Annotated in this window: 21 protein-coding genes; 9 read left to right on the forward strand and 12 right to left on the reverse strand. The window is 74.7% G+C overall.

The features are described from left to right. Positions 1-96: 96 nt before the first annotated feature. The 6 genes from AKI01S_RS37205 to nfi form a co-directional block, all read right to left on the reverse strand. On the reverse strand, positions 97-858 hold the full coding sequence (locus AKI01S_RS37205; RefSeq protein WP_067828962.1) for a glucose 1-dehydrogenase: 762 nt from the start codon (positions 856-858) through the stop codon (positions 97-99). Next, a complete protein-coding gene (locus AKI01S_RS37210) occupies positions 845-2,944 on the reverse strand; it encodes an acetate--CoA ligase family protein (protein WP_067828963.1) in 2,100 nt (699 codons plus the stop codon). Before AKI01S_RS37210 ends, AKI01S_RS37205 begins: the two co-directional genes overlap by 14 nt. Before the next feature lie 8 nt (positions 2,945-2,952). Then, positions 2,953-4,524, reverse strand: coding sequence for a class I adenylate-forming enzyme family protein (locus AKI01S_RS37215; RefSeq protein ID WP_067828965.1), 1,572 nt, complete (start codon positions 4,522-4,524; stop codon positions 2,953-2,955). 45 nt (positions 4,525-4,569) lie between these two features. Next, positions 4,570-4,914 carry a VOC family protein gene (locus AKI01S_RS37220; RefSeq protein ID WP_067828968.1) on the reverse strand — a complete coding sequence of 115 codons (345 nt, stop codon included), beginning with the start codon at positions 4,912-4,914 and terminating at the stop codon, positions 4,570-4,572. A 127-nt stretch (positions 4,915-5,041) separates the two neighbouring features. Further along, entirely contained in the window at positions 5,042-5,443 is a 402-nt protein-coding gene (locus tag AKI01S_RS37225; protein WP_067828971.1) for a Zn-ribbon domain-containing OB-fold protein, read from the reverse strand. Between the two features lie 67 nt (positions 5,444-5,510). Beyond that, a complete protein-coding gene (gene nfi / locus AKI01S_RS37230; RefSeq protein ID WP_067828973.1) occupies positions 5,511-6,203 on the reverse strand; it encodes a deoxyribonuclease V in 693 nt (230 codons plus the stop codon). Between the two features lie 106 nt (positions 6,204-6,309). Between nfi and AKI01S_RS37235 the strand changes: the two genes are divergently transcribed. From AKI01S_RS37235 to AKI01S_RS37245, 3 genes are read left to right on the forward strand one after another with little or no spacing between them, the layout of a single operon-like run. Further along, positions 6,310-7,482, forward strand: a complete 1,173-nt coding sequence (locus AKI01S_RS37235) for an MFS transporter (RefSeq protein WP_067828976.1) — start codon at positions 6,310-6,312, stop codon at positions 7,480-7,482. An 18-nt stretch (positions 7,483-7,500) separates the two neighbouring features. Next, positions 7,501-8,124, forward strand: a complete 624-nt coding sequence (locus tag AKI01S_RS37240; RefSeq protein WP_067828979.1) for an isochorismatase family protein — start codon at positions 7,501-7,503, stop codon at positions 8,122-8,124. Then, the gene (locus AKI01S_RS37245; RefSeq protein ID WP_067828981.1) at positions 8,112-8,846 is read left to right on the forward strand and encodes an SDR family NAD(P)-dependent oxidoreductase; all 735 of its coding nucleotides are present in this window, start codon (positions 8,112-8,114) and stop codon (positions 8,844-8,846) included. The genes AKI01S_RS37240 and AKI01S_RS37245 overlap by 13 nt, the downstream gene beginning before the upstream one ends. 2 nt (positions 8,847-8,848) lie before the next feature. On the opposite strand, the gene AKI01S_RS37250 is transcribed toward AKI01S_RS37245, so the two are convergent. Continuing rightward, positions 8,849-10,039 carry a serine hydrolase domain-containing protein gene (locus tag AKI01S_RS37250; protein WP_067828984.1) on the reverse strand — a complete coding sequence of 397 codons (1,191 nt, stop codon included), beginning with the start codon at positions 10,037-10,039 and terminating at the stop codon, positions 8,849-8,851. Positions 10,040-10,074: 35 nt separating this feature from the next. Between AKI01S_RS37250 and AKI01S_RS37255 the strand changes: the two genes are divergently transcribed. Then, positions 10,075-10,986 (forward strand): cyclase family protein, encoded by a 912-nt coding sequence (locus AKI01S_RS37255; protein ID WP_067828987.1) that lies wholly within the window; start codon positions 10,075-10,077, stop codon positions 10,984-10,986. Positions 10,987-11,029: 43 nt separating this feature from the next. On the opposite strand, the gene AKI01S_RS37260 is transcribed toward AKI01S_RS37255, so the two are convergent. From AKI01S_RS37260 to AKI01S_RS37270, 3 genes are all read right to left on the reverse strand, one after another. Then, positions 11,030-12,532, reverse strand: coding sequence for an AMP-binding protein (locus AKI01S_RS37260; RefSeq protein ID WP_067828989.1), 1,503 nt, complete (start codon positions 12,530-12,532; stop codon positions 11,030-11,032). 25 nt (positions 12,533-12,557) lie between these two features. Beyond that, positions 12,558-13,616, reverse strand: coding sequence for an LLM class flavin-dependent oxidoreductase (locus AKI01S_RS37265; protein WP_067828991.1), 1,059 nt, complete (start codon positions 13,614-13,616; stop codon positions 12,558-12,560). Between the two features lie 162 nt (positions 13,617-13,778). Continuing rightward, positions 13,779-15,416, reverse strand: a complete 1,638-nt coding sequence (locus AKI01S_RS37270) for a bifunctional lysylphosphatidylglycerol flippase/synthetase MprF (RefSeq protein ID WP_157420437.1) — start codon at positions 15,414-15,416, stop codon at positions 13,779-13,781. Positions 15,417-15,526: 110 nt separating this feature from the next. On the opposite strand from AKI01S_RS37270, the gene AKI01S_RS37275 reads away from it, so the two are divergent. Together AKI01S_RS37275 and AKI01S_RS37280 are read left to right on the forward strand one after the other, a co-directional pair. After that, positions 15,527-15,982 (forward strand): flavodoxin family protein, encoded by a 456-nt coding sequence (locus tag AKI01S_RS37275; protein WP_067828997.1) that lies wholly within the window; start codon positions 15,527-15,529, stop codon positions 15,980-15,982. 31 nt (positions 15,983-16,013) lie between these two features. Then, positions 16,014-16,313 carry a Dabb family protein gene (locus AKI01S_RS37280; protein WP_067829000.1) on the forward strand — a complete coding sequence of 100 codons (300 nt, stop codon included), beginning with the start codon at positions 16,014-16,016 and terminating at the stop codon, positions 16,311-16,313. 7 nt (positions 16,314-16,320) lie between these two features. Here the strand turns inward: AKI01S_RS37280 and AKI01S_RS37285 are convergent, their stop codons facing one another. Together AKI01S_RS37285 and AKI01S_RS37290 are read right to left on the reverse strand one after the other, a co-directional pair. Further along, positions 16,321-16,998, reverse strand: a complete 678-nt coding sequence (locus tag AKI01S_RS37285) for an ankyrin repeat domain-containing protein (protein WP_084000632.1) — start codon at positions 16,996-16,998, stop codon at positions 16,321-16,323. A gap of 60 nt (positions 16,999-17,058) precedes the next feature. After that, complete coding sequence (locus AKI01S_RS37290) at positions 17,059-17,619, reverse strand: GlcG/HbpS family heme-binding protein (RefSeq protein ID WP_245681934.1); 561 nt, start codon at positions 17,617-17,619, stop codon at positions 17,059-17,061. 159 nt (positions 17,620-17,778) lie between these two features. Between AKI01S_RS37290 and AKI01S_RS37295 the strand changes: the two genes are divergently transcribed. The 3 genes from AKI01S_RS37295 to AKI01S_RS37305 all read left to right on the forward strand — a co-directional run bounded on the left by AKI01S_RS37295 (position 17,779) and on the right by AKI01S_RS37305 (position 20,900). Beyond that, positions 17,779-18,897: a sensor histidine kinase gene (locus AKI01S_RS37295; protein ID WP_157420438.1), complete on the forward strand. Its 1,119-nt coding sequence runs from the start codon at positions 17,779-17,781 to the stop codon at positions 18,895-18,897. Positions 18,898-18,959: 62 nt separating this feature from the next. After that, positions 18,960-19,586: a response regulator gene (locus AKI01S_RS37300; protein ID WP_067829027.1), complete on the forward strand. Its 627-nt coding sequence runs from the start codon at positions 18,960-18,962 to the stop codon at positions 19,584-19,586. A 225-nt stretch (positions 19,587-19,811) separates the two neighbouring features. Next, positions 19,812-20,900 (forward strand): thiolase C-terminal domain-containing protein, encoded by a 1,089-nt coding sequence (locus tag AKI01S_RS37305; protein ID WP_067829030.1) that lies wholly within the window; start codon positions 19,812-19,814, stop codon positions 20,898-20,900. The last annotated feature ends 10 nt before the right edge of the window (positions 20,901-20,910 follow it).

Raw genomic sequence — 20,910 nt, forward strand, 5'->3', positions numbered from 1 at the left:
TTCGCGACCTGACCTGCGGGCCCTCGCCTTCGGCTTCGGGCCCGCAGGTCAGGTCACGCGCTCGCGTGCGTGGCCGGGGTCCACTTCACACAGGCCCTAGTACCCCGAGCCGGTGACCAGCCCTCCGTCGACCAGGACCTCGCTGCCCGTGCAGTAGGAGGACTCGTCGGAGGCCAGGTACACCACCAGGCCCGTCACCTCCTCGGTCCTGCCGAGGCGGCGGAGGGGGAGGCCCTCGATCAGCGCCTCGGCGCGGGACGCCGTCGCCTCGATCACGTCCTGCTGCATGGACATCGAGGTGATGATCCCGCCGGGGTGGATCGAGTTGACGCGGATGGCGTGCTGGCCGAGTTCGCGGGCGGCGGCCTTGGTGAGGCCCCGCACGCCGAACTTGCTGGCGCTGTAGGCGGCCAGGCCGGACGCGCCGATGAAGCCCTCGGTGGAGGAGACGTTGACGATCGAGCCGCCGCCCGCGTCGCGCATGGCGCCGGTCACCGACTTGACGCCCAGCCACTGGCCGATGAGGTTCACCTCGATGATCTGGCGGCACTCGTCGAGGGTCATCTCCTCGATGGTCCTGTGGCGCAGGATGCCGGCGTTGTTGACCAGGACGTGCAGCGCGCCGTAGGTCCCGGTCGCCGTGTCGACGGCGCGCCGCCAGTCGTCCGGGTCGGTGACGTCCATCCGCACGAAGCGCGCGGCGTCGCCGAGGTCGGCCGCCAGCTTGGCCCCCTCCTCCTCCAGGACGTCCCCGAAGACGACCCTGGCCCCCTCGGCGACGAAGCGCCGGACATGGGCCTTGCCCATGCCCCGCGCGCCGCCGGTGATCAACGCCACCTTGCCGTCAAGCCGACCCATGAACGCTCCTCACGTGCCTCTTCGCGGCGGCCACCGCCACCGCGGCGGCCTCCATGCCCCGGTAGACCGGCACCCCGGCCTCCCGGGCGGTCTCCCGCACGGCGTCCTCCACGCCGGGCGGCGCGCACTCGGCGTTGCGGACCACCAGCGTGACGCGGGTGCCCGGCCGGGAACGCTGGAGTTCGCCGACGCTGCGGGCGTAGGCCAGCAGCGGGTCGGCGCTGTCGCCGAACGTGAAGAAGCTCTGCACGTTGACGTGCGCGACGACGTCGGCGAACGGCCGTTCGGCGAGGATCGCCGTGACCGCGTTCCGGACCAGGCCGGGGTCGCCCCGGGGGCCGACCGGGATCTCCAGGGGGTTGGCCAGGGAACTGCCGGCCCCCAGTCCCATCGCGCGCAGCGCCTCGCGGGCGGCGTCCGGCAGGGGCGCCAGCTCCAGCCCGGCGTCGTCGAACGCGTCGGCCGCCAGCACGCTGGCCCCGCCGCTCGGGCCGATCACCAGCACGTCGCCGGTGCCGGGCGCGGGGCGCCCCCCGTGCAGGTCGAACAGGTCCAGCACGCCGATCAGGTCGTCCTGGGAGGTGACCAGGGAGATCCCGGCCTGGGCCGCCAGGGCCGACCAGACGCGGGCGTCGCTGATCATCCCGCCGGTGTGCGAGGCCGCGGCCTTCCGTCCCTGTCCGCTGCGCCCGCCGACCAGCGCCACCACCGGCTTGTCCACCGCGCGCAGCGCCTCGTACAGGCCCCGGCCGTCGCGCGGGTCCTCCAGGTAGAGGCCGATCGCGCTGGTGCCGGGGTCGGCGGCCAGGTGGCGCACCAGCTCGGCCGGGGTGACGTCGGCGCTGTTGCCGACCGTCGCGACCGTGGAGAACGCCAGCCCGCGCCGCTCCCCGACCTTGATGACCTCCCCGGCCAGGCCGCCGCTCTGCGACACCACGGCGACGCGGCCGGGCCGTCCCGGGGTTCCGCCGATGAACGTCTGGCCACCCGCCGGGGAGTACACGCCCATGCAGTTGGGCCCGAGGAGGCGCACGCCCGCCGAGCGCGCGGCGTCCAGCAGGTCCGCTTCCAGCTCGGGGTGGCCCATCTCCCGGAAGCCACCGCTCATGACCTGGACGAACGGGATCCCCCGCGCCTCCCGCACCACGCCGGCGCAGCGTTCGGCGGGGACGGCGACCAGCGCGTAGTCGACGTCCGGGCCCACCTCGGCCAGCGACGGCACGCACGGCACCCCGTCGATCTCCGGGGCGGTCGGGTGCACCGCGACCAGGCGGCCCGGGAAGCCGGCGGCCCGGTAGAAGCCGAGGAACATGTTCCCGAAGTTGGGTTTCTTCGTGGACGCGCCCACCACCGCGACGCCGCGCGGCGCGAACAGCGGCGTGAAGTCGGTGACCGGGGCGGGCGCGGACGGGACGGGGGCGGGCGGCTCCAGGCCGGTCGCGCCGACCAGCCGCGCGTCCACCGCGACCGCGCCGTCCGGGCCGCAGATCACGGGGTTCAGCTCGAACTCGGTGAACCCGTCCCCCAGGGCGGTGACCATGTCGCTCACCGCCAGCAGCACCTTGACCAGCGCTCCCCTGTCGACCGGGGGCCGGCCGCGGAGCCCGTCCAGCAGCGCCGCGCCGCGCAGCTCCTCCAGCATCGCCCACGCGTCGGCCTCGGTGATGGGCGCGAGCCGCAGCGCGGTGTCGCGCAGCACCTCGGTGAACACGCCGCCGAGCCCGACCAGCAGCACCGGCCCGAACGCCGGGTCGCGCACCGCCCCGACGATCACCTCGACGCCCGCCGGGGCCTGCTCCTCGACCAGGAACCCGTCGGGGACGATGCCGCGTGCGGCCAGGGAGTCCAGCATCTCGGCGGCCGCGGCGGCGGCCGCCGCGGCGGAGCCGAGCCCGAGGCGCACGGCTCCGGCGTCGCTCTTGTGGAGCAGCCCGGGGCCGTACGCCTTGACCACCAGCGGCGGGGCCAGGCCGGCGGCGGCCGCCTCCAGCTCGGCGTGGGCGGTGGCGGTCGCGCCGCGCGGCACGGCCACCCCGAACCCGGCGATCCACGCCTTGACGGCGTGCTCGGGGAGGGGAGTGCTCATGGGGTCCCTCAGACCTGGTCGGCGTAGGCGTCGCGGATGCCGCGCCGCAGCAGCTTGCCGGGGCCGCCGGAGGCGTCCTGGGTGTGCGGCAGCTCGTCGGCGACCACGACCGCGTCGGGGACCTGGTGCGCGGGCAGCCCTCGCGCCAGCGCTGCCCTGACCGCCTCGGCGTCCAGCGTCGCGCCGGACCTCGGCACCACGGCCAGCAGGATCCTCTGCTCGACGGCGTCCTGCCCCTCGGGGTGCGCCGGAACGCCGACCGCGCCCGCCTCCGCGACGCCCTCGACCTCGATCGCCGCCTCCTCGATCTGGACCGGCTGCGACCACTGCCCGCCCTTGAGGATGGCGTCCTCGCGGCGGCCCAGCACGTACAGGAAGCCGTTCTCGTCCATGCGGCCGAGGTCGCCGCCCACGTACCAGCCGTCGCGCAGCACGTCGGCGGTCTTGTCGGGCAGCCGGTCGTACCCGGCCATGACGTTGGGGCCGGTCAGGTTGATCTCGCCGACCTCGCCCACGACGCGCTCGCCGTTCGGGTCGGTGACGCGGACCGCGCACGACATGCGGGCGCGGCCGACCGAGGAGATGTCCTGGCTGCCGTCGTCCTGGCGGCCGAAGCAGGTGTAGGGGGCCTCGGTCTGCCCGTAGTAGCTGTAGATCGCCGCGCCGGGCAGCCGCTTCATGATGCGTTCGCGCAGGGCGGGCAGCAGCGGCTCGCCGCCCAGCACGATCGCCCTGAGCGACGACAGGTCGGCGTCGGCGTGGTCGTCGCCGCCCAGCAGCGCCGAGAAGAAGCTCGGGATCAGGCTGACGTGGGTGACCTTCTCGCGCGGCACGACCTTCAGGAAGTTGGCCGGGCCCCAGTCCTGCTCCAGCACCAGCGTCATGCCCGCGTAGAACGCCGGGCCGACCAGCGCCGGGAACCCGATGCCCCAGATGATCGCGCCGGTCCCCATGACGGAGTCGGCGTCGCGGTCCACGTCCAGCCAGATCTGCGCGGTGGCCAGCGAGGAGAGGTGGGTGTGCATGACGGCCTTGGGCAGGCCGGTGGTGCCGGAGGTGTAGAACAGCGCGAGCAGGTCGTCGCCGTGGCCGCCGAGCGGCGGCTCGGCCTCGCTCGCGCCCTCGGCCAGCGCGTCCAGGTCGACGGCGTCGGGGGCCGCACCGCCGACGCGCAGCCACAGCTTGACGTTGGGCAGGTGCGGGCGGATCTCGTCGACCAGGCCCGCCACCGTCGCGTCGTACACGAACGCGGTGCACTCGGAGTGCTCGACGACCTGCCGCAGCGTGTCGGCGGGCCAGTAGGGGTTGAGCGCGGCGACGACCGAGCCGATCTTCATCTGGGCGAGGTAGACCTGCGCGACGTGCAGAGTCTCGTTCATCAGCGACGCCACCCGCGTGCCCGGCGCGACCCCGGCCGCCAGCAGCGCGTGCGCGACGCGGTTGACCTTCCGGTTGAGCTGGTCGTAGGTGAAGCTCCGCTCGCCGCAGTAGGTCAGCGCCACCTTGTCGGGGGTGCGCAGCGCGTTCGCGGTGAGGATGGCGTAGGCGTAGTTGCTGAAGGGGGAGTTGTCTCGCGCCACGGCTCGGCTCCTTCGTCTGACCGGCTGGGTGGTGGTGGCGGGGGGCTACTTGCGGCGGGCGTAGAGCACGAACGGGTTGCCCGCCGGGTCGCGCAGCACCGCGCGGACCTCGTGCGGTCCCTCCTCGGGGCCGCGCACCAGCGTCGCCCCGGCGCCGGTCAGCCGGGCGGCGGCCGCGGCGACGTCCTCGACCCGGAACGACGCGGCGGGCGCGCCCCCGGTCACGTCCTCCTCCGGCCCGGCCAGCGCGAACGTCACCCCGCCGCCGTCCAGGGCCGCGAACCGGCCCCCGTCCTGGAACTTCACGGTCAGGCCGAGCCCGTCGCGATAGAAGCGCACGGCCTGCTCGATGTCTTCGACGGGATACAGGATGTTGCCTACATCGGTCATGGCGCCGCCTGGTCTGGACTGGGGAACGTGAGGATCGGGAGCCTGCGGGCGATCGTGTGAGCGACGAGGGAGGACCCGGCGTCCAGGCGCCGGGGCCCGCCGCGCGGGGGCGCGGCGATGGACGGGGTCATGACGCGGGCCTCCAGTGGGGGAGCGGGCCGAAGCCTTCCAGGTCGGTGAAGTGGACCTCCACCGGCATGCCGATCCGCACGCGTTCGGGCGGGCAGCCGGTGACGTCGCCGAAGACCCGGGCCCCTTCCGGGAGGTCGATCCAGGCCACGGTGTAGGGGGTCGCGAAACCGGGCAGGAAGGACCGGTGTACGACGGTGAACGTGTGCACCGTTCCGCGCCCACCGACCCGTTCGAACGCCAGCGCGGCGCTCCCGCAGAACGGGCAGGTCGGCTCGGGGAAGTGCACGAACCGTCCGCAACCGGCGCACCGCTGGAGCGCCAGTTCGCCGCGGCGGCACGCCTCCCAGTAGGGCGCGGTGAGCGGGGTGGGGACGGGGGCGGGGCTCGGATGGTCCATTGCGAGCCAACCTAGCGCACGCTTGGTTTTGCGACAAGGTCCGGACCCGGCCCCCGCCCGCGCGGTCCTACGGGGAGGCGGCCAGCGCGTCCCGCGACAACCGGTCGGCGCGCCGCGTGGTCTCCGGCAGCCGGTACTCGGGCGCGAGCGCCAGCACGTGGCGGCACGCGGTGTCCAGGTCGATCCGGTGCCCCACCGACACGAACACCGGCTTCACGCCGTCGCGGGTCCGCAGCACCCGCCCGACGACCTCACCGCCGTCCACCAGGGGGCTGGCGTCGCCGCGCCGCGCGCCGGGCGTCTCGTGGGAGCCGACGAACCCGGTCTTGGCGACCCCGATCGTCGGCAGCCCGGTCAGCACCCCCAGATGGCAGGCCAGCCCGAACCGGCGCGGGTGCGCCACCCCGTACCCGTCGCACACCAGCAGGTCGGGCGTGACCGTCAGCCGCCGCAGCGCCGCCACCAGCGTCGGCAGCTCCCGGAACGCGAACAGCCCCGGCACGTACGGGAACGCCGCCGTCCCCGTCACCACCGACTCCTCGACCACCTCCAGGGTGCGCGCGTCCAGCACGACCACCGCCGCCGCGAGCCGCGCCCCCGTCCCGCCGCCGTCGCCCGCGTACGAGACGTCGAGCCCCGCGACCGTCCGCAACGCCTGAGGCCCCGGCCCCTCCAGGTCCAGCGACGGCCGCAGCCGGTCCTGGATCGCCTCCGCCTCGGCCACCGTCGCGGGCCACTCGTGCAGGTCGCGTACCTCCATGGACCGGCACGTTACCGCCACGCGGGAAAACGACATCATCCTCGCGCGCCACGGTGGTGTCCGAAACCTGCCGGACCGGGCCGGACGTGCTTGGTCGACTGGGGGCATGCCCACCGCCACGCTCCCTCCCGCCACGTCCCGCGCCCCGCTGACCGCCTGGCTCGCGGTCCTGGCGGTCACGCTGGGACTCTTCTCGATCGTCACCACCGAGATCCTGCCGATCGGGCTGCTCGCGCCGATCGCCGCCGACTTCCGCGTCTCCGCCGGGACCGCCGGCTGGACGATGACCCTGCCCGGCCTGGTCGCCGCCGTCGCCGCCCCGGCCGTGACCGTCGCGTCCGGGCGGATCGACCGGCGGATGACGCTGTGCGCGCTGACGGGGCTGCTCGCCGCCGCGGACTTCCTGGCCGCCGCCGCGCCCGGATACTGGGCCGTGCTCGTGTCGCGGGTGATGGTCGGGCTGGTCATCGGCGGGTTCTGGTCGATCGGGGCCGGGCTCGCCGGACGCCTGGTGCCCGCGGCGTCGGTGCCCCGGGCGACCTCCGTCGTGTTCGCCGCCGTCCCGCTGGGGTCGGTGCTCGGCGTCCCGGCGGGCTCGTTCCTGGGGGAGCTGCTGGGATGGCGGGCCTCGTTCGCGGTGATGGGCGTGCTCACCGTCGGCGTGCTGGCCGCGCTGGCGGTGCTGCTGCCGCCGCTGCCGCCCGAACGGGCGACCGGCCCGCGGGTGCTGCGCGGGCTGCTGCGGCGGCCCGCGGTCCGCGCCGGGCTGGCGGCGACCCTGCTCATCGTGCTGGCGCACTTCGCGACCTACACGTACGTGACGCCGTTCCTGCTGGAGGTCACGGGCGTGAGCGCGCGGGCGGTCGGTGCGTTCCTGCTGGTGTACGGGGTCGCCGGGCTCGTGGGGAACTTCGCGGCCGGGCGGATGCCGCCGCGCGCCGCGTTCGTGACGGCGGTCGTCCTGCTGGCGGCGGCGACGCTGCTGATGCCGGTGGCGGGGCGCTGGGACGGCGGGGCGCTCGCGCTGCTGGTCGTGTGGGGCGTGGCGTACGGGGCCGTCCCGTTCTGCTCGCAGTCCTGGTTCGCGGCGGCGGCCCCCGACGCGCCGGAGGCGGCCACGGTCGTGTTCACCTCCTCGTTCCAGGCGACGCTGTCGCTGGGCGCGCTGGCGGGCGGCGTGGTGGTGGACGCCTTCTCCGTCACGGCGGTGATGGTGCTCGGCGGGGTGGTCGCGGCGGCCACCCTGGCCACCGTCCACCGCTACCCAAGCAAGTGCTAGGTCGATTATCGTGGGGCCGTGCCGATCGACCTCGCCGAACTGGCCGCTCCCCGGCACACCGCGCTGCTCGTCATGGAGATGCAGCGCGGTGTGGCCGGCGACCTGGCCACCTTCCCCGACCTCGCCAAGACCTGCGCCGAGCGCGGCGTGGTGGACAACGCCGCCCGCGCCGCCACCGCCGCCCGCGCCGCCGGGATCCCGGTCGTGCAGTGCACGGCCGCGTTCCGCGCCGACCGCAGGGGCAGCCACACCGACAACACACCGTTCCTCAAGGGCCTGCTCCGCGACCCCGCGCACATGCTGGAGGGCACCGGCGCGGTGGAGGTGCTGCCCGAGCTCGCCGACCCCTCCGACCTGGAGGCGCGGCGGTACCACGGGTTCTCGCCGTTCACCGGGACCGCGCTGGACATGACGCTGCGGTCGATGGGCGTGCGGACCGTCGTGGCGGCCGGGCTGTCGCTGAACCTCGGCATCCCCGGCCTGTGCCTGGAGGCGGTCAACCTCGGCTACCGCGTCGCGGTCCTCACCGACGCCGTCGCCGGGACGCCCGCCGAGTACGGCGACGCCGTGCTCGCCCACACCGTCAGCCTGCTCGCCGCCCGCGTCACCACCGAGGAGGTCGTCCGCGCATGGACGGGATGAGCCTGACCGGCCGCACCGCCGTCGTCACCGGGGGAGCGGGCGGCATCGGCCGCGCGATCTGCGCCGACCTGGCGTCGCTGGGCGCGCGGGTCGTGGTCGCCGACCTGGACCTGCCCGCCGCCGAGAAGGTCGCCGGAGAACTGGGCGGCGTCGCGCGCCGCGTGGACCTGACCGACCCCGCCGACATCGACCGGTTCGCCGCCGGGGCCGGCCCGGTGGACGTGCTCGTCCACAACGCCGGGGTCAGCATCGTCGAGCCGTTCACCGACAGCGACCCCGCCCACTGGGACCTGATGTGGAAGGTCAACCTGCGGGCCCCGATGCAGCTCACCCGGGCCCTGCTGCCCGGCATGACCGAACGCGGCTGGGGCCGCCTGGTGTTCGTCTCCTCCGACGGGGCCCGCGCCGGGTCCGGCGGCGAGGGCGCCTACGCCGCGACCAAGGCGGGCCTGTTCGGGCTGGCCAAGACCCTCGCCCGGGAGGCCGCCCGCGGCGGCGTGACCAGCAACGTCGTGTGCCCCGGCCCCACCGACACCCCCATGGTCCGGGCGGTGTCCGACCAGCACCCCGGCCTGCTCGACAAGCTCGCCCGGCAGATCCCGCTGCGCCGCATCGGCCGCCCGGACGACGTCGCGGGCCTGGTCGCCTTCCTGTGCACCGACCGCGCCGGCTACATCACCGGCCAGACCGTCTCGGTCAGCGGCGGAATCACGATGCAGTGAGGTCACAGCGAGGCGTAGGCCGCCTCCACCAGGCGGTAGGCGCGCAGGTCGCCGGAGAGCTGGTCGCCCATCCGGTTGGGCAGGTAGGCCAGGGCCAGGCCCGCGTCCGCGTCGCCGAGGCCGAGCGAGCCGCCCGCGCCGGTGTGGCCGAACGCCGACCCCCGCCCCGCCTCCGGCGTGAAGAACGTCATCGCCGGGAGCATGAAGCCGAGCCCGAACGCGGTGTCCGCCTCCAGCGTGCGGTCCGGGCCGCTGGCCCGCGGGCGGGTCGCCTCGCGCAGGGTGCCGGAGCTGATCACGCGGCCCGCGACCAGGTCCCGGTAGAACGCGCCGAACGCCGCCGCCGTCGCGATCATCCCGGCGGACGGCCAGCCCGCGCGCAGCACGACCGGGTTGTTGAAGCCGCCCTTGCCCGGGTGCGGGTTGCCGGCGGAGCGGTTCATGGGGCTGTCGGGGTCGAGGTGGGCCTTGGCGAGGCGGCCGAGGACGGTGTCGTCGCCGACGGCGCGCGGCGTGTCCGGGCCGGTCTCGTCGCGGTGGTCGCGTCCGGCGGTGAGCTTGGCGGCGCGTTCGATCACCTCGTCGGGCGCGCCGATCCACAGGTCGAGGTCCGCGGCGAACTCCCGCTTCACGAACTCCCCGACGGGCATCCCGGCGTTGCGCCGCACGATCTCCCCGGCGAGCCAGCCGTAGGTCAGCGCGTGGTAGCCGTGCGCGGTGCCCGGTTCCCACTCCGGTTCCTGGGCGGCCAGCTCGGCGGCGCGCGCCTCGGTGTCGGCGGCCTCCTCGGCGGTCACCGGGCGCCGGAACGCGGGCAGCCCCACCTGGTGGGACAGCAGGTGCGCGCCGGTCGCGCCCTCCTTGCCGCGCTGCCCGAACTCCGGCCACCAGCCGGTCACCGGGGCGTCGAGGTCGACGACGCCGCGTTCGGCCAGCAGCAGCGCGGCGGTCGCCGTCACCGCCTTGGTGCAGGAGAATCCGAAGCACGGCGTGTCGGCGGTCCACTCCCGGCCGGTCCGCCGGTCGGCGGTCCCGCCCCACAGGTCGACCACCTTGCGGTCCCCGGCGTACACCGCGACCGCCGCGCCGAGCTCCCGCCCCTCGGCGAAGTTCCGCTCGAACACCTCGCGGACCGCCGAGAAGGCGGGGTCGCAGTATCCCTGCACGGTGTCGTTCGGCACCAGGTCGCTCATGCGTCGTCCTCTCAACGGAAGGTCTGAACCGAATCATGCTCGACGAGTCGAACAACTGGGGACGGTGGGGGTCCGACGACGAGCGCGGCGCGCTCAACCTGCTCACCCCCGAGGCGGTCGTGGCCGCCGCCGGGTGCGTGCGCGAGGGCCGGGTGCTCGGCCTGTCGCTGCCGATCCGGGGCGCGACGTCCTCGCCCGCGCCGACGACCGTCCCGCACCTGCGGGGCAGGCCGCTGCCGCAGCACTTCATGTCGGTGGACGGCGGCGACTACGCGGCCGGGACGCGGGCGATCGGCGCGGGCCTGAAGATGGCCGACGACGCGCTGGTGGTCACGCCGCACGGGACGACGACGCACATGGACGCGTTGTGCCACATGTGGTCGGGGGACGCGCTCTACAACGGGCATCCGGCCGACCGGGTGCGGTCCTACGGGGCGGGGCGGTGCGGCATCGACAAGGCGGGGCCGGTCGTGGCGCGCGGCGTGCTGTTCGACATCCCGAAGGTCAGGGGTGTGGAGCGGCTGTCGGCCGAGGACCGGGTCACCCCCGAGGACCTGGAGGCCTGCGACGTCGAGCTCCGTCCCGGCGACGCCGCGGTCTTCCGGACGGGGTGGCCGCTGGCCTGGCGGGACGGCCCCGACGCGTACTGGAGGGGCCAGCCGGGGCTGAGCGCCGACGCGGGCCGCTGGCTCGCCGGGCGCGACGTGTGCCTGGTCGCCTCCGACAACGCCGCGATCGGCGGCCTCAACGAGCGCCAGCTCGCCGACGAGGACCTGCCCGACGACCTCCACCTGATCCTGCTGTGGCGGCACGGCGTCCACCTGCTGGAGATGCTCTGGCTGGAGGAGCTGGCGGAGACCGGCCGCACCGACTTCCTGTTCGTGGCGGCGCCGCTGCGGATCGAGGGCGGCACGGCCAGCCCGGTCACCCCGGTCGCGGTGCTGTAGGGGCGCGGCGGGCCGCGGAACGCCCCGCGGCCCGCCAGGCGGCCTACATCCCGGGGTAGGCGCCGCCGCCGTGGGCGGCGTCCAGCGCGTCGTAGTCGGGTGTGTAGCCCTTCTTCGGGATCTGGTCCACGAACGCCACCTCGCGCGGCTTCTTGTAGGAGGCGATCTCACCGCGGACATGCTCGATGATCTCCTCGGCGGTCGCGTCCCGGCCGTCCTCCAGCACGACGATCGCCTTGGGGGACTGGCCGAACCGGTCGTCGGGGACGCCGATCACGGCGGCGTCGGCGACGGCCGGGTGCGTCTTCAGGGCGCGTTCGACCTCGGCGGGGTAGATGTTCTCGTTCGCCGACTTGATCATGCGCAGCCGCGGGCCGATGAACGTGATCGTGCCGTCGGGCTCGCGGCGGCCGAGGTCGCCGGTGTGGTGCCAGCCGCCCCGGGTCTTGGCCTCGTTCAGCTCGGGCCGGTTCCAGTAGCCGGAGAACAGGCTGTGGCCGCGCGCGCAGATCTCGCCGACCTCGCCCGCCGGGACCTCGGCGCCGTCGGCGTCCAGGATCCGCACGTGGACCAGCGGCGAGGGGCGTCCCGCGTAGCCCGCGCCGCCCATGCCGAGACCGAGGAACGTCAGCATCCCGGCGACCTCGGTCTGCCCGTAGCCGCCCATCCCGGAGCGGCACCACGGGCTGTCGTCCACGGTGATCATCTCGTCCCACTCGGGGGAGTGCGACACGAAGCGCAGCGAGGACAGGTCGTGGGCGCGGTCCTTGTTGGCCTCGACCAGCCCGTCGATCATGGGGCCGAACAGGAACGCCTGCGTGCACCGCTCGGCCTCGATCAGGCGGCAGACCTCCGCCGGCTCGTAGGCCGGGGTGACCACGACCTTCCCGCCGATCTGGAACGTGGCCAGCGTGAACATCATCGTGCCGACGTGGAACATCGGCCCGCACGCCAGGAACGCGAAGCCGTCCTCCATCTGCCGCATGTGCAGCAGCGACATGTTGTGCGCGACCAGCGCGGAGTGGCTGAGCAGCGCGGCGTTGGGGCGCCCGTCGAACGCGGCGGTGTAGAGCGCCAGCACCGGCGCGTCGTCCGACACCTCCACCGACGGCTCGCCGGTCTCGGTGGCCAGGTACGCCTCGTACTCGTCGCCGGACCTGACCCAGCGGGCGTCCGGCGACACCTGCCCGCGCGCCTTCTCCACGGCCTCCGATTCCTCCCACACCACGATCCTGGGCGTGAGGTCGTCGAGGATGTGAACGAGTTCGTCGGCGGTCTGGCGCCAGTTGGCCGGGCAGCAGATCGCGCCCAGGCGTCCGGCGGCCAGCAGCAGTTCCAGCACCCGGAACGAGTTCTGCCCGAGCCACAGCACGCGGTCGCCGGGCCCGACCCCGTCCGCCGCCAGCGCGGCCGCCAGGCGGTTCACCCGCTCGTCGAGCTCGGGATAGGTCAGCCGGACGTCGCCGTCCACGACGGCGGTTCCCTGCGGCCGGGAGCGCCGGTGCTCGGCCAGCACGTCCCCGAGAGTGAGCCGGTGTACGGACATCGCGCCTCCTAGAGGGGGGTGGGGTTCAGCGGAAGGCGGGCATGACCTCCGCCGCGAAGAACTTCAGGACCTTCTTCATGTCCTCGATCGGCAGCGGCCGGGTCGAGCCGAAGTCGCACATCAGGTTGGTGAAGCCCATCTCCTGGATGGTCTTGATCTGGGAGACGACGCGCTCGGGGTCGCCGATCACCTCCAGCTGGTTCCAGCGGAACTCGTTGTCCACCGAGCCGCCCTTGAGGTAGCGGTCCTGGTAGTACTCGAAGCCCTTGGCGGCCTTGCCGGTGCTGGGGTCGATCGGCGCGCTCTGCACGTTGAAGATCCGGGAACGGTCGAACCCGGCCTCGAACCGCGCCTGGTCCTCGCGGGCCTGCTCCGTCGTCGGGGCGACGTAGACCGAGCGGCTGGCGACCAGCTCCACGCCCTCGACGTCCACCCCGTGGGCCCGGGCGGTGGCGTACCAGGTCTCGGCCGCCCGGGCGATCTTCTTGAACGGGGCGGCGGGGTCGGCCAGGATCGGCAGCCCGCGCGCGGCGTACAGCTCCACCGTCTCGGGGCTGACGGCGGCCACGTGCAGCGGCGGGTGCGGGCGCTGCACCGGCTTGGGCATCAGCGTCAGCGGGCGGCGGGTCTCGTGGAAACGCCCCTTGTACTCGAAGTCGTCCTTCGTCCACAACCCGAGGATCACGTCCAGGCACTCGTTGAACCGGTCGCGCGCCTCGCTCAGGTCCAGGCCGAAGTTCTCGAACTCCACGCTCTGGTAGCCGCGGCCGATGCCGACCTCCAGCCGCCCGCCCGACAACAGGTCCACCATCGCGGCCTCCTCGGCCACGTGGATCGGGTTGTGCAACGGCAGCACGACGATGCCGGTGCCCAGCCGCAGCCGTTCGGTGCGGGCGGCCAGGTTCGACAGCAGGTTGAAGATGTTGGGGACGACCCCGTAGTCCCGGAAGTGGTGCTCGGCGACCCACACGCCGTCGAAGCCGAGCTCCTCCAGGAGTTCGACGATCTCGATCTGGTAGTCGTACACCTCCCTCGCGGTCTGCCCCGCGAACTGGTGGAAGAGGTGGAAGGTCGAGAACTTCATCGGGCGGTCAGCCACGTGTACGGCTCCTTCTCCAACGGGCCTCGGCGGGTGCACGCCGGTGCCCTCGCCGTGTCATAACGCCTGCCCCATCATTACGTACCAAGCGCTCGCTTGGGAAGCCTAGCAAAGCGGGGCCGGGGGAGGGTGGGAGAGCGGGCGCCGCTAGGGGCGTTCGGGGCGGCCGACCGGCGCGGGGAGCGGGGCGCGGGCGGCGGCGGGCCGGGCGCGGCCGAACTCCAGCGTCAGCAGCGCCGCCGCCAGCCACCCGAGGTCCAGCCAGGACCGGAACACGATCGCGCGCGGGCGGTACCGGGGACGGAACTTGCGGTCGAACAGGTAGAGCGACTCCACCGCGATCCACGGGTCCAGCAGGTGCAGCGCGCGGTGGCCCAGCCGTTCGGCGAACGTGCGCTCGGTCGTGTCCAGCAGCGCGCGGAACGCGGCGAAGTTCAGCGACACCACGTCCACGCCCTGCTTGCCCGCGTACCCGACCATCTCGACGATGAGGCGTTCGTTGACGCCGTTGGGGCCGCCGGGCAACCGCCGCATCGCGTCCAGGCTGATCCCCTCGCCCGCGGTGACGTACCGCTGGAACGCGATCGGCGCGCCCCCGGCGTCGTAGGCGACCGCGACCAGCGTTCCGGGGTGGTGGCCGGTCAGGAGCTCGTCGAGGTTCATGGAGAAGCCGCGCTCGGCCGCGCCGTCGAGCGAGGCCGAGGCGACCTCCAGCAGGCGTGCGCGCAGGTCGGGGGTGAGCTCGCGTTCGGGCAGGACCTCGGTGGACACGCCCGCGTTGCGGGTGCGCTGCACGGCCTGCCGCACGTTGCGCATCCGCCGTCCCGACAGCGCGAACTCCGCGGGCCGCACCAGCACCTCGTCGCCGAACCCGAACGACCGCAGCGGCCCCCACTCGGGCAGCAGGTCCTCGCCCGCGCCCAGCACGGCCGGCCGCCAGCCCGTCCGGCGGCACAGCGCCAGGAACTCCCGGACCGCCCCGCCGCGGGAGGCCAGGTCGCCGACCGGGTCGCCGCCCGCCACCGCGACCCCGAACAGCACCCGGTACCCGATCGCCGCGCCCCCGTCCGGGCTGAACACGTACGACTTGTCGCGGCGCAGCGCGAACGGCGCGAGCGTGTCGGAACCGGGATGGGCGACCAGGCCCGCGACGCGCCGCCGCTCGGCCTCGTCGCCGGGCGGCGGCGGGGGATCGGCGGCCAGCAGCGTCACCACCATCACCAGCAGGCCCGCCCCGCCGACGACCGCCAGCACCTCCGACAGCCAGTGCGCGCCGTCGACGGGCGCGCCGGTCGCGCCGAGCCCGGCCGCCACCTCGGGCACCGCCGACGGGATCGACACGCCGCCGAACAGCACCGACGCGAGCACCGTCGCCAGCACCACGAACGCGCCCGTGCGGACCGCGGCGCGCACCCGGTCCGGATGCGGGCCGACCCGGAACGCCGGGCGCAGCGCCCACAGCACCCCGAGCGCCGCCGCCAGCAGCGGCAGCCGCCACGGGTCGTCCTCGCCGGTCAGCACCGCCAGCACGCCCATGGCGACCAGCGCGGCCAGCCCGTACCAGGCGGCGCGCCGCCGCAGCAGCACGCCCCGCGCGACCAGCGCCAACGCCAGCGCCAGCACGAACGCGTGCGCGGAGGACAGCGGGCGGCCGGTCACCAGCAGGGACGTGCGCAGGGCCCAGGCGGGGGCCCCGGCGAGGGCGGGCACCGCCACCAGGACGGCCACGGCCGCCGTGCCGAGCGCGAGCGGCCACACCGGCGCCGCGGCTCTCGCTGCTGCCACGAGGGACACCTCCGTCGAGCGGCGACCTGGAGTGATCTCCCCGTATTCCTGCCCAGCACGCTACTCCCGACCCGTCGCGGCCAGGAGGCCGGGAGATAGGGTTCCCGGTGATGAAGCGGTTGCTGATCGTCCACCACACTCCGTCCCCCGCGCTACAGGCGATGTACGAGGCGGCGCGGTCCGGGGCGGGGACCGACGAGGTCGGCGGCGTGGAGGTCGTCTCCCGGCCCGCCCTCACCGCCTCGGCCGTGGACGTCCTGGAGGCCGACGCCTACCTGCTCGGCACGCCGGTGAACCTCGGCTACCTGTCCGGCGCGCTCAAGCACTTCTTCGACCAGGTCTACTACCCGTGCCTGGAGGAGACGGCGCGGCGGCCGTTCGGCGCGTACCTGCACGGCAACAACGACGCCACCGGGGCGCTGCGCGCGCTGGAGTCGATCACCACGGGCCTGCGGTGGCGCGCGGTCCGCCCGCCGGTCGTGGTGACGGGCGAGCCCGACCGCTCCGACCTGGAACGATGCTGGGAACTCGGCGCGATGGCGGCCGCCGAGATCGGAGAGGTCTGAACGCGGCCCGTCCGCGCGCTACGGTTTGCCCATGAGCGGTTTCCGGCACGTCGTGATGTTCAGGTGGGCCGAGGGCACCACCACGTCCCAGCAGGAGGAGGCGCGGGTCCGGCTGGCCGAGCTGCCCGGCGTCATCCCCGAGATCCGGAGCTACAGCCTCGGGCACGACGCGGGCGTCAACGAGGGGAACTACGACTTCGTGGTGGTCGGCGACTTCGCCGACAGGGACGCCTACCTGACCTACCGCGACCACCCGGCGCACCGCGCGGTGATCGACGAGTACATCAAGCCGATCGTGGACCAGCGCGCCGCCGTCCAGTACGAGTTCTAGCGGGCCGCTAGCGGGCCCCGGCCGCGCGCAGCGTCGCGGCGATCTCGTCGTGGCCGCGGCCGACGGCGTGCCGCAGCGGGGAGACCCCGTCGCCGTCGGCCAGGTCCACGTCCGCCCCCGCCGCGACGAGCAGCCGGACGATCTCCTGGTAGCGGCGCGACCCGTCGCCCAGGATGACCGCCTCCAGCAGGCCGGTCCAGCCCAGCCGGTTGACGTGGTCCACGTCGATCCCGGTCCTGACGACCTCGCGCACGTAGTCCACGTGCCCGCGTTCGCAGGCCGGGATCAGCGCGACGCCGCCGTACCGGTTGGTGAGGGTCAGGTCCGGCCCGGCGGGCAGCAGCGTGCGCAGCATCGCCACGCTGCCGGTGACGCCGGTGACCAGGAACGCGCTGTCGCGCCGGTGGTCCTGCGCGTCGGGGTCGGCCCCGGCGCGCACCAGCACGGCCGCGGCCTCCACGTGGTCGCCCAGGGACGCCAGCAGCAGCGGGGTGCGTCCCTGACCGTCGCGCGCCTCGACGTCCGCGCCCGCCCGCAGCGCCTCGCGCACCCCGGCGGCGTCGCCCTCGGCCGCCGCCCGCAGCAGATCCCGGTCACCCACGCGTCCACCCTTCCGGTCCGGCGCGGCGCACGCGGCCAGGGCCAGCGCCGCCAGCGTGCCGAGCGCCGTTCGTCGGTCGATCATCACATCCGCCTCCGCGCGGACCGCGCGGGGGAGGCCCGGCCGGACCTCCCCGTGCGGTCGTCAGCCGAGCTGGCCCTGCACGGCCTTCAGCCCGGCCTGGGCGATGGCCTCGTCGATCGCGCCGCTGGGCGCCCCGCCGACGCCGACGCCCGCGATCGGGGCGCCACCGGAGGCCACCGGCACGCCCCCGGCCAGGAACAGCGTGCCCGGGATGTCCTTCACCGTCGGGCCGTTGCCGGTGGCGTTGCCCGCCAGCTTGGAGGTCGGCTGGCCGAACGCCACGGCGGTGAACGCCTTGCGCTTGGCCGACTCGACGGTCTGCGGCCCGGCGCCGTCGCCCTTGACCACCAGGCGCAGGTCGCCCGAGCGGTCCACGATCGCGACCGCCACGCGCTGGTTCTGCCTGGCGGCCTCCTTCTGCACGGCGTCGGCGATCTTCATGGCGGCGTCGGTCCGCAGCACGGTGACCTGCCGCACGGCCGAGGCGGCCTTGCCCGCGGCGGGGGCGGCGGGGGCCGCCTGCGCGGCCGACACGCCGACCACTCCGCCGACCAGCGCCAGCCCGGCGGTCATCCCGGCGACGGTGCGGGTCCGGGCGCTCATCTTCTGGATCTTCTGCATCGGTGCTCCTCAGGTCGTGTTCCGATGCCATCGAGCCTGGCCGCCACCGGCCCGGCGGTGATCGTGGAACCGGTGGAACCCGCTATCAACCGATCGGTTGATGTCCCGGCCCGGGCCGGTCGCGGACGCTGAAGTAGCGTGAGATCGAGGGAGGGGGACATGACGGGGGTGGAGCGGCGCATCCAGTGGGCGATGCACGCCGGGTTCTTCCTGCTGCTGGCCGCCTCGGCGTCCCGGTTCGTGGTCCGGCACGGCCTGGACGGGGGGACGGCCGTGCGGCTCGCGCTGGCGGGCGCGCTGGCCGTGCTGTACGCCGCCGGGATGGTGTGGTGGGACGCGCTGGGGCGGCGCCGGCCGGTGTGGCTGGCGGCGGTGACCGCGTGCTGGCTGGCGCTGGCGCTGTCCGCGCCGAGCTTCGGGTGGTGCGCGATCCCGCTGTTCTTCGTGGCGCTGCGGCTGCTGCCGCCGCGCGCGGCGCTGGCGCTGGTGGCGGTGCTGACGGCCGCGTTCGTCGCCGGGCAGGTCCGGTTGTCGGACCGGTTCGACCCGAGCCTGGTGCTGGTGCCGGTCGCGGCGGCCGGGACGACCGCGACGATCTTCCTGGCGTTGCAGCGGATCGTCGACGACCTGGTCCGCACCCGCGACGAGCTGGCCGCCGCGCAGCGCGCCGCCGGGGTGCTGGCGGAGCGCCAGCGCCTGTCCCGCGAGATCCACGACACCCTCGCCCAGGGCCTGACCAGCATGGGGATGCTGCTCCAGGCCGCCGACCGCGAGTGGGACCACGACCCCGGGACCGCCCGCGCCCACGTGCGGCGCGCCGCCGACACCGCGACCGCCAACCTGGCCGAGGCGCGGCGGTTCGTGCGCGCCCTCGCCCCGCCCGACCTGGCCGCCGGGTCGCTGCCGGACGCGCTGCGCGCCCTCGCCGACCGCGAGAACGCCGCGTTCCGCGTGGACGGCGTCGAGTACCCGCTGGCCCCGGCGGCGCAGGAGACCCTGCTGCGGGTCGCCCAGAGCGCCGTCGCCAACGCCCGCGAGCACGCCGCCGCCCCGCACGTGGTGATCACGTTGAGCTATCTCGACGACGCGGTGTCGCTGGACGTCGCCGACGACGGCGTGGGCTTCGACCCCGCCCGCGCCGACCCCCGGCCGGGGCGCGGCTACGGCCTGCGCGGCATGCGCGAGCGCGTCGCCGGGGCGGGCGGCGACCTGGCCGTCGAGAGCGCCCCCGGCGAGGGCACCGTCGTCGCCGCCACGATCCCGAGGAGCCTGCCGTGACCGACCCGACCGACCCGCACGACCCGACCGGCGGCCCGACCGGCGGCCCGACCGGCCCGGTGATCGGGGTGGTGATCGCCGACGACCATCCCGTGGTGCGGGCCGGGCTGCGGGCGCTGCTGGCGGGCGAGCCCGGCATCGCGGTGCTGGCCGAGGCCGGAACGGGCGAGGACGCCGTCCGGCAGGCCGGGCTGGTGCGGCCCGACCTGGTGCTGATGGACCTGCGGCTGGGCGAGGGCATCGACGGCGTGGAGGCGACCCGCCGCATCCTCGCGCTGCCCGACCCGCCGCGCGTGCTGGTGCTGACCACCTACGACTCCGACGCCGACATCGCGCGGGCCATCGACGTCGGCGCGTCGGGCTACCTGCTGAAGGCGGGGCCGCCGGAGGAGCTGTTCCAGGGCGTCCGCACCGCCGTGCGCGGCGAGACCGCGCTGTCGCCCCGGGTCGCGACCCGGCTGATGAACCGGATGCGCGACCCCGCGCCCGCGCTCAGCCCCCGCGAGATCGAGATCCTGGAGCTGCTGGCCACCGGGCTGTCCAACCGGCAGATCGCCAGGCGGCTGTTCATCAGCGAGGCCACCGTGAAGACCCATCTGGTCCACGTCTTCGGCAAGCTCGGCGTCGAGACCCGCACCGCCGCCGTCACCGCCGCGGTGGAGCGGCGGCTGATCCGGATCTCCGACTGAGGATACCGAGCAAGCGCTTGTCTAGAAGGCCGGTTTCGGGTTAGCGTCGCCTGCGAGGCACCGAGGCCGGGCCGTTCCCCCGCGGATCCGGCCCCCAGTCGCCGCCCGTCGGGGTCGGATCGCGCCCCTTCTCCGGCGGGCGGCACCACCCGAGGGAGCGCGTTGGCAGGCGGGCACTCCGGCAGGCAGGGCTTCTCCGGCCGGGCGGCGGTCGCGGGCGTCGGCATGACCGCGCTCACCCGCGCCTCCGGGCGCACCGAGCTCCAGCTGGCCGTCGAGGCCGCCCGCGCCGCCCTCGACGACGCCGGGATCGACCGTCCCGACGCCATCCTCAGCTACCACCTGGGCGACTCCGCCCCCGTGCTCTACGTGGCCCGCGAGCTGCGCATGCCCGAGATCGGCTGGCACAACGAGATCTACGGCGGTGGCACCCAGTCCGCCTCGGTCCTCGCCGACGCCGCCATGCTCATCGACGCCGGGCTCGCCGGGAACGTCCTCGTCTACCGCGCGCTGAACGGCCGCTCCGGCACCCGCATGAACGCCCTCGGCCTCAAGCTCGGCGAGGGGACCGAGGAGCAGTTCACCCACCCCTACGGCATGGCGGGCCCGGTCCACCAGTTCGCCCTGGCCGCCCAGCGCTACCTGCACGACACGGGCCTGACCGAGGTCCACACCCACGCCGTCGTCGCCCAGTCGCGCGAGCACGCGTTCCGCAACGGCCGGGCGATCCGCCACGAACGCCTCGACCTGGACGCCTACCTGGCCAGTCCCATGGTCGCCGCGCCGCTGCGCCGCCTGGACTGCTGCCAGGAGACCGACGGCGCGTGCGCGCTGGTCGTCACCCGCGCCGAGCGCGCGCCCGACGCGCCCCGCATCCACGCCGTGGTGCGCGGCGGCGGGCCCGGCGCGTCCGCCATGGACCGGGCCGACGACGTCACCCGGATCTTCTCCGGCCATCTGGCCGCGCCGCTGTACGAGGCGGCCGGGATGAAGCCCGACCACATCGACGTCGCGCTCCTCTACGACGCCTACGGCTGGCTGGTCCCGCGCCAGCTGGAGGACTTCGGCCTGGTCGGCCGGGGCGACCTGGCCGCCGCGCTGGGCTCCCGCGAGATCGCCTGGAACGGCCGCGTCCCGGTCAACCCGCACGGCGGCCTGCTGTCGGAGGGGTACGTCCACGGCCTCAACAACGTCGCCGAGGCCGTCCGCCAGCTGCGCGGCACCGGCACCAACCAGGTCCCCGGCGCGGGCGTGGCCCTGTGCACCGGGTTCGGCGGCAGCTACGGCAGCGCCGCGATCCTCACCGCGCCCTGAGGCCCTTGCG

It is taken from the genome of Actinomadura kijaniata NBRC 14229 (assembly GCF_001552175.1).
GTDB classification, from domain to species: Bacteria; Actinomycetota; Actinomycetes; order Streptosporangiales; family Streptosporangiaceae; genus Spirillospora; species Spirillospora kijaniata.

Coding starts and splice junctions, on each gene's coding strand:
- AKI01S_RS37205 (WP_067828962.1), bottom strand. CDS start 858: ATGGGTCGGCTTGACGGCAAGGTGGCGTTGATCACCGGCGGCGCGCGG.
- AKI01S_RS37210 (WP_067828963.1), bottom strand. CDS start 2,944: ATGAGCACTCCCCTCCCCGAGCACGCCGTCAAGGCGTGGATCGCCGGG.
- AKI01S_RS37220 (WP_067828968.1), bottom strand. CDS start 4,914: ATGACCGATGTAGGCAACATCCTGTATCCCGTCGAAGACATCGAGCAG.
- AKI01S_RS37225 (WP_067828971.1), bottom strand. CDS start 5,443: ATGGACCATCCGAGCCCCGCCCCCGTCCCCACCCCGCTCACCGCGCCC.
- nfi (WP_067828973.1), bottom strand. CDS start 6,203: ATGGAGGTACGCGACCTGCACGAGTGGCCCGCGACGGTGGCCGAGGCG.
- AKI01S_RS37235 (WP_067828976.1), top strand. CDS start 6,310: ATGCCCACCGCCACGCTCCCTCCCGCCACGTCCCGCGCCCCGCTGACC.
- AKI01S_RS37245 (WP_067828981.1), top strand. CDS start 8,112: ATGGACGGGATGAGCCTGACCGGCCGCACCGCCGTCGTCACCGGGGGA.
- AKI01S_RS37250 (WP_067828984.1), bottom strand. CDS start 10,039: ATGAGCGACCTGGTGCCGAACGACACCGTGCAGGGATACTGCGACCCC.
- AKI01S_RS37255 (WP_067828987.1), top strand. CDS start 10,075: ATGCTCGACGAGTCGAACAACTGGGGACGGTGGGGGTCCGACGACGAG.
- AKI01S_RS37260 (WP_067828989.1), bottom strand. CDS start 12,532: ATGTCCGTACACCGGCTCACTCTCGGGGACGTGCTGGCCGAGCACCGG.
- AKI01S_RS37265 (WP_067828991.1), bottom strand. CDS start 13,616: ATGAAGTTCTCGACCTTCCACCTCTTCCACCAGTTCGCGGGGCAGACC.
- AKI01S_RS37275 (WP_067828997.1), top strand. CDS start 15,527: ATGAAGCGGTTGCTGATCGTCCACCACACTCCGTCCCCCGCGCTACAG.
- AKI01S_RS37280 (WP_067829000.1), top strand. CDS start 16,014: ATGAGCGGTTTCCGGCACGTCGTGATGTTCAGGTGGGCCGAGGGCACC.
- AKI01S_RS37285 (WP_084000632.1), bottom strand. CDS start 16,998: ATGATCGACCGACGAACGGCGCTCGGCACGCTGGCGGCGCTGGCCCTG.
- AKI01S_RS37290 (WP_245681934.1), bottom strand. CDS start 17,619: ATGCAGAAGATCCAGAAGATGAGCGCCCGGACCCGCACCGTCGCCGGG.
- AKI01S_RS37295 (WP_157420438.1), top strand. CDS start 17,779: ATGACGGGGGTGGAGCGGCGCATCCAGTGGGCGATGCACGCCGGGTTC.
- AKI01S_RS37305 (WP_067829030.1), top strand. CDS start 19,812: ATGACCGCGCTCACCCGCGCCTCCGGGCGCACCGAGCTCCAGCTGGCC.